Origin of the sequence: Kitasatospora sp. NPDC088391, from assembly GCF_044753345.1 — a bacterium.
GTDB lineage: Bacteria > Actinomycetota > Actinomycetes > Streptomycetales > Streptomycetaceae > Kitasatospora.
The window spans coordinates 726,285-732,871 of the sequence record NZ_JBIVNB010000004.1 but is presented as its reverse complement, the minus strand read 5'-3'; the positions used below and the strand labels follow the sequence as shown (position 1 = coordinate 732,871).

The following is a 6,587-nucleotide window of genomic DNA, read 5'->3' as shown; positions in this document are numbered from 1 at the left end:
GCTCGGGAGTCGGCGCTCCGCGCCTCCTGAACCCGCTCCGCGTGTTCGCCGTCCGGGCTTCGCCCGGACGGTACCCCCGCTTCGCGGGGGTTGGCCGGCGCTTCGCGCTCGGCCTGGGCGCGCCTCCGCTTCGCTCCGGCGGCCAGAGTGGTTGATGGGGTATCAAGTCGTTGAGCTGGGAGTATGGCTGGCGGAGGGTGGCCTCCGGCCGGGCTGACCAGAAGGTGCGGTGCGGTCACCTTGACTTTCATGTCATGCCCATTGCCGGGTCGGGCAGCCCACCCGAGGCCAGCCGATGCCCGGACAGGGACCACCTGACATTACACACAGTGATAACGGTCGGGGTCAGCCGGACGGCCCGGACGAACAGGCAGCCCGCCCGGCAGGACTCCCGAGCCGACACCACCTGCACCTCCGCCACCGAATTCAATTCGGCCCCACCGGAGAAATTTTATGAGGGAATTCAAGAGCGAAATGCGCCACTCTTATCGGAATTCACAAGAGGGAATTCACGGCACGCCCGGGCAGGGAATCCGGCCCGAATACCGGACGGAATCCTCACCCGACGCCCAAGGCGCAGCACAGCACCATGGAGACGGGACGGCACGGGGAGCAGCACCACGGTGGCGGAGGCCGGGGCGGGCCTTCCGCACCGGCCGGGACGGGGGCGGCCCCGAAGCAGGCACTCCCCCGACCGGCCCGACCCCGGACACCCGACCACCACCGAGGCCGGCCAACACCCACCAGACCAGCACCGCCCGCACCCCTCGCACCACCGCCCCTGATCGGCACCCGACCACCCGGCCGCCCACCCCGAACCGATAGCGGCGGCCGCCATCAGGCGGACGCAGGAAGGGGAGAACGGGGAACCGGCCCCAGGCCGACGCGCTGCACCTGGTGGTCGACCCCTGTCCGCTCCACCTGGTGCCGCGCCGCCCCCGCCCCTCGGGTCCACGCCACCCGCATCACGGCCGTTGACAGGCAGTGAGCTCGTTTGGGGCTGGTGACACGGTCGTTGACGGCGCGCCCGCCTGCCGTGTGTTCCCCGGGAGGGCTCCGGCTCGCGGGGATCGGGGTGGGGACCGGGTTCCGGTTTTGGCCCGAAGCCTGTGCCCTCGCTGCTGTCCCGGCTCTGGGGAGGGCGAGCTGTCCAGCAGCCGGCCCGGGGCGCGGGGCCGCTGTGGCCCGCTTTCGATCCGCTGTCCGTGGCACTCGTTGCACCCGTTGCCGGCAGGGTCAATCAGCCCGAGCGCCCCGGTGCGGGTCGACCGGTGTGAGCACGCCGAGCCGCTCCTCGATCGCCTCGGCCGCGGTCAGGCACAGGTCCTCGCGGAACGCGCGGCCGACGATCTGCACTCCGGAGGGCAGTCCGTCGGCCACTCCGGTCGGCACCGCGACTCCGGGCACGCCCACGAAGCTGGTCACGGTGCACAGGCGCATTCCCGACCCGACACGGTCGCTCCCGGCCCGGTCGCGCGACTCCAGTCGGGGTTCGACGGGCGGTTCGGTGAACGAGGGGCCGAGCAGGAGCGGGTGGTCGTCGAGGAATTCGGCCCAGGACCGGCGGATGTTCATCCAGGTGCCCATGAGCTTCATGAATTCGTCCGCGCTCGCGGGCGGGGTCCGCTCCATCGCCATCCCGATGTAGCGGTCACCGCCCTCGCCGAGCAGCCCCCGCACCACCGGCCAGGTCGGGGCGAACTCGGTCGCGACGATCCGGCCGTAGGCGTCGAGCGCTTCGTCCAGCCGGGGCACGTCCGGCACTTCGCGCACGTCGTACCCGGCGTCGCGCAGCGCGTCGGCCGCGGTCGCGACGGCCGCGCGCACCGTGGGGTGGACGCCGTGCCCGCCGGGGTCCGCGACGACCGCGACCTTCACCGGCCCGGGCAGGGGCGGGCCGTACGCGGGCACCGGAACGGCCCGCGGGTCGCGCGGGTCGGTGCCCGCCAGCACCTCGTACGCCAGCCGCAGATCACCCACGGTCCGGGCGAACGGGCCGTCGGTCACCAGCAGTTGGGACGCCGGGCCGGGGTCGTCCGGACCGACGATGCGGTGGTCGGCGGGAAAGCGGCCGGTGGTCGGCTTCAGCCCGGCCACACCGCAGAACTGGGCCGGAATCCGCACCGATCCCCCGGAGTCGTTGCCGAGCCCGAGTGCGGCCATGCCCGTCGCGACGGCCACCGCGTCACCCCCGCTCGTTCCGCCGGGGGTCCGGCCGCGGTCCCAGGGATTGAGGGTGTCCCCGAACAGCTCGCTGCGCGTGTGCATCCCGGCCAGGACCAGGGTGGGCATGTTGCTGTGTCCGATCGGGATCGCCCCGGCCGCACGCAGCCGGGCCACCGGCGGCGCGTCCGCCGGCGCCACCAGGTCGCGGAAGCGCGGGGTGCCGAACGTGGTCGGCACGCCCTCGACGGCGGTGGTCTCCTTCACGGTGAACGGCACCCCGGCGAGCGGACCCAGCTCTTCGCCCGCGGCCCGCCGCCGGTCGGTCCGCTCGGCGGCCTGCCGGGCGTGCCGCGCCAGGAGCTGGGTGATCGCGTTCACCTCCGGGTTGACCTCGGCGATGCGCTCCAGGTGGCTCTCGACCAGCTCGACGGCGCTGACCTCTCCGCCGCGCACTGCCTCGGCCTGCGCCGCGGCCGACAGTTTCCACAGGGCATCCCCCATGATTTCGATCCTCCCCACCCACGTTCCGATGCGCTTGCATCGGAACTGTATCCTGGGAACCGATACGAGCGCATCGAATAATGCGCCGGCCCGACGGAGGTAGCCAGGCATGCCCAGGAAGGTCGACCACGAGGACCGGCGCCACCGCATCGCCGAAGCCGTCTGCCTCCTCGCCGACGAGCACGGACTCGAGGGCGTGACCCTGCGCGACGTCGCCGCCCGGGCCCAGGTGTCGATGGGCGCCGTGCAGCGCTGCTTCCGCAGCAAGGAAGAGATGCTCGTGTTCACCCTCGGGAACATCGGCGAACGGATCACCGGGCGGGCCCGGGCCCGCCTCGTCCGGAGCCCGGCCCAGTCGGCCGCCACCGCCCTGGGCCACGCGGTCACCGAAGTCGCACTGCTCCGGGAAGAACACCACGCCGAGGCACGGGTCTGGCTCGCCTTCGTCGCCCAGGCCGTGGTGAGCGAACCACTCGCCGACACACTGAAAGCCAACTACGCGGCCCTGCAGCAGACGTTCACCCGGCTCATCCGGGAAGCCGCCCAGGGCACCGGACACCCCGCGCCCCTCGACCCGCAGCGCGAGGCCCGCACCCTCCTCGCCCTCGCCGACGGCCTCACCACCCACGTCCTCATCGGCCGCCTCACCTCGCACGAGGCGCAGGACCTCCTGCACGCGCACCTGACCGGCCTCTGGGAGCGGCACCTCCCGCCCGCAGAACACCCCCACACCCCGAAGAACGAAGGCCCGTAGAACACCCGCCACCCGACCGACCGTCAAACTCCGGCCCGGCAGCGGACATCCGAACGTTCACCCCCACAGGCCGCACAAACCCTCCAACCCGGCCACCACCGCGAACACGCACAGGGCAGACCTCAACACCGCGACCGTCCAGCACACGCCGAACACCGCGGCGGCGTCGAAGCACAGGCCCAACACCCGACCGAGGCCCACGTCGGGGCCGCCCCAGCACAGGACGGCGGGCAGCGCGACCAGACAGAGCAACCCGATGGCATCCAGGCACACGCTCTCCACACCGAGCAGCAGGGACGAGCGGACACGCCAAGTGCAGGCCGGGTTCGGGCCGGGTTCGGGCCGGCCGGGGCAGATCAGGAGGCTGCGCCGAACCCGGCCCGACACAACCGGGCCCGGCGCCCGGCGGCGGACTGCCCGGCCATTCGGTCACACCAGGGCGCGCAGGCGCACGAAAGCGGGGCCCGCGCCGATGCGCGGGCCCCGCTCCGGTCGTCGGGTGCCGGTGTACCGCCCGGCTACCAGCGGTACCAGCGGCCGCGGCTGCCGCCGGCGTTGGTGCCGCGGGCGACGAAGCCGACCAGCCAGACCACCAGCACGACGACCGCGACCCACCAGAGGATCTTCACCGCGAAGCCTGCGCCGAACAGGAGCAGGGCCAGCAGCAGAACCAGAAGAAGGGGAACCATGGCGACCTCCACGCAGTCAGTGTCGGACCGCCGCCTGCCCCTGAACCGGCCGAATATTCACACGAATCAGACCGGCCCCACGGGGGAATCCGCTGGGTCCGGCACCGCGGTGGGCCACCGGGTGGGGCCATGGCAACGAGGAGGACGCGATGAGCGCGAGCGACAGGACCGGGAGCCTGGGCAACAGGATCGGGAGTCTGGGCAACAGGATCGAGGGCACCGTCGAGGGGGCCGTCGGCGAGGTTGTCGGGAGCGAGCACCTGGAGGCCGAGGGCAGGACCGACCGGGCCGAGGACGACCTCGAGCAGGCCGGCGAGCACGTCAAGGACGCCTTCAAGGACCGACCGCCACCCGGCGGTGCGCGTGCGGGGCCCACTCGGCCACCGGGCAGGCCCCGGACGCACCCGGAAAGACCCGCGCACACCTGCGCAGACAGATGGACAAAGAGGGGAAGGCGTGGCAGCGAGGATCGTCGGTGCGGAAGGGACACGACCGCGGAGCGGGTGCGCGGAGACGGACGGGCAGGTGACCGGCCGGGGGCGTGAGGCGGTACCGCCGGACAGGGCGGAGCCCCGTACGGCGGGCCGGGCAGTCGTGGACGGTCGAGGCGCAGCTGCGGTCGGCCGTGAGCGGGCCGGGAGGCGGCGGTGGCTCGCGGTCGCGGCCCGATGGCTCGTCCTGGCCACCGCCCTCCTGGCCTCGGTCGCCTTCGCGGCCGCGCTGGCCCGAATCACCCTGGTGCCCGTGCCCGGGGCGGTCGGCCACGTCCACGACAACCTGCGGCCCGGCAGCTCGCTGCGCCACTACCTGCTGCACTCCCCCGTGCCGGACGCCGTCCGGCAGGTGGGCGGGAACGTCCTGCTCGGCGTGCCGTTCGGACCGCTGCTGCCGGTGCTCTGGCCGAAGGCCCGCGGGCTGTTCCGGGTGCTGCTGGCGACCGCGGTGCTGATGCTGCTGGTCGAGCTGGTCCAGGGCGCACTCATCACCGGCCGGGCCTTCGACGTCGACGACATCGTCCTCAACACCGGCGGCGCCGTCCTCGGCTACCTCCTGCTGGGGCGCCGGCTGGTCCGGGTGGTGCGACGGGGCCGGACATCGCACGCCGCCGCCCCGCAACAACCGGAACACCACGGCACCGCCCACGGGCGACAGGCCCCGCCGGGCACCGAACCCGCCTTGGCACGGACGGACTGACCCAGCGTCACGGACCGGCCCGTCCCACCTTTCGAGCAGACCGGATCCGATCACCTGCGGCGACGGGCAGGACGGGCCGAGGGGTTCCGGTCGGGGAAGGCTCCACCTGCGGGAGGAGCCTTCCCCCTGCGACCGTTCCCGGCCCGGCCCGGCGTGCCGTGCCGTGCCGGGAACGGTCAACTCCGCAGCAGGGCCGCGCAGTCGGTCGCGGCGCTCTCACCTCGAAGGGACACAGGCCATGGAAGAACCCGAAGCAACCGTCAGAGCGGTGGGCTGGGCCCGGACGCTGCCCCTGTCCAGCAGCATCGCGGCCGGCCGCGCCTGGACCCGCCGCCACCTCGGCGAACTCGGCTGGACCGAGCACGCCGCCGAGACGGCCGCCGATGTCCTCGTCACCGTCTCCGAACTCCTCACCAACGCCCACCGGCACGCGCACAGCGACGCGAACCTCGTCCTCACCTGGGACGGTTCCTGCCTGTACGTCAGCGTCCACGACGACTCCCCGCGCCTGCCCCACCCGCGCGAAGCCGGACGCGACGCCACCTCCGGCCGCGGCATGGCCCTGGTCGACGCCCTCGCCGACGACTGGAGCGCCCGCGCCGACGGACACGGCAAGACCGTCACCGCCTGCTTCCACCGCCCGGGCCGCCCCGCCCACTGAGACCGCCCCGGCGGCCGGAGAACACCGGCGCGACAGCATCGCACCCCGCGGAGGCGATGCGGCAACCGCCCGCACCGGCCCCGTCCGACAGCCGGTGCGGGCGGCACAACAGCACCTTCCCCCGGCGGACCCGCAGGGTCAGGATGCCGGGCCGACCGCCGAGCCGTCGATCGACCCGGCGTCGCCGGTACGTACTGCGCACCCTGAGGCCCATCGCCCCGCGGCTCCGGCACTCCGCCGCCGGGCACCGGGCGCCGGCTGTGAGCATCGACTCGGACCACGTTCTCATCTGCCGGTATCCGCTCCACCACCAGGTCTTCGGCCTCGGGCCGGACCAAACTCCGGACCTCGCATGCGTCCCCCACTCGATCAACGCCCGCCGCTCTGCGGAGACACCCTGTGGCAATGACCGAGAGTGACTTCCCTCGTTGTACCGCGCACGCTGTTCGGGAGCCGGTGGGGCAGCGAGACGGAGAACCGGTTGTGGACCTGTGGACCGGCATGGCGCCGGCTCGGCAGTTCGTGTCCGCTGGCGCCACTTTCGAGTGGCGATGCGCCACTCGCACGCTTCCGGATCCGGAGCCGCGACGACGGAACCGGCGACCTGGCCCCACTGTCGGCG

General features: G+C 73.2%; 6 protein-coding genes. 3 read left to right on the top strand and 3 right to left on the bottom strand.

Translation table 11 applies throughout. From position 1 onward, the window contains the following. Positions 1 to 1,236: 1,236 nt before the first annotated feature. On the bottom strand, positions 1,237 to 2,667 hold the full coding sequence (locus ACIQBJ_RS16520) for an amidase (RefSeq protein ID WP_400709811.1): 1,431 nt from the start codon (positions 2,665 to 2,667) through the stop codon (positions 1,237 to 1,239). Between the two features lie 109 nt (positions 2,668 to 2,776). On the opposite strand from ACIQBJ_RS16520, the gene ACIQBJ_RS16515 reads away from it, so the two are divergent. Then, positions 2,777 to 3,421, top strand: coding sequence for a TetR/AcrR family transcriptional regulator (locus ACIQBJ_RS16515; RefSeq protein WP_400709743.1), 645 nt, complete (start codon positions 2,777 to 2,779; stop codon positions 3,419 to 3,421). 57 nt (positions 3,422 to 3,478) lie between these two features. On the opposite strand, the gene ACIQBJ_RS16510 is transcribed toward ACIQBJ_RS16515, so the two are convergent. Both ACIQBJ_RS16510 and ACIQBJ_RS16505 read right to left on the bottom strand, forming a co-directional pair. Then, positions 3,479 to 3,694, bottom strand: coding sequence for a hypothetical protein (locus tag ACIQBJ_RS16510; RefSeq protein WP_400709741.1), 216 nt, complete (start codon positions 3,692 to 3,694; stop codon positions 3,479 to 3,481). A gap of 245 nt (positions 3,695 to 3,939) precedes the next feature. Next, entirely contained in the window at positions 3,940 to 4,110 is a 171-nt protein-coding gene (locus tag ACIQBJ_RS16505) for a hydrophobic protein (RefSeq protein WP_400709739.1), read from the bottom strand. A 594-nt stretch (positions 4,111 to 4,704) separates the two neighbouring features. Between ACIQBJ_RS16505 and ACIQBJ_RS16500 the strand changes: the two genes are divergently transcribed. Continuing rightward, on the top strand, positions 4,705 to 5,304 hold the full coding sequence (locus ACIQBJ_RS16500) for a VanZ family protein (protein ID WP_400709736.1): 600 nt from the start codon (positions 4,705 to 4,707) through the stop codon (positions 5,302 to 5,304). A 238-nt stretch (positions 5,305 to 5,542) separates the two neighbouring features. Continuing rightward, positions 5,543 to 5,965, top strand: a complete 423-nt coding sequence (locus ACIQBJ_RS16495; protein ID WP_400709726.1) for an ATP-binding protein — start codon at positions 5,543 to 5,545, stop codon at positions 5,963 to 5,965. The last annotated feature ends 622 nt before the right edge of the window (positions 5,966 to 6,587 follow it).

Excerpts from the sequence above, each read along its gene's own strand:
- ACIQBJ_RS16520 (WP_400709811.1), bottom strand. The coding sequence starts at position 2,667 with ATGGGGGATGCCCTGTGGAAACTGTCGGCCGCGGCGCAGGCCGAGGCA.
- ACIQBJ_RS16515 (WP_400709743.1), top strand. The coding sequence starts at position 2,777 with ATGCCCAGGAAGGTCGACCACGAGGACCGGCGCCACCGCATCGCCGAA.
- ACIQBJ_RS16505 (WP_400709739.1), bottom strand. The coding sequence starts at position 4,110 with ATGGTTCCCCTTCTTCTGGTTCTGCTGCTGGCCCTGCTCCTGTTCGGC.
- ACIQBJ_RS16495 (WP_400709726.1), top strand. The coding sequence starts at position 5,543 with ATGGAAGAACCCGAAGCAACCGTCAGAGCGGTGGGCTGGGCCCGGACG.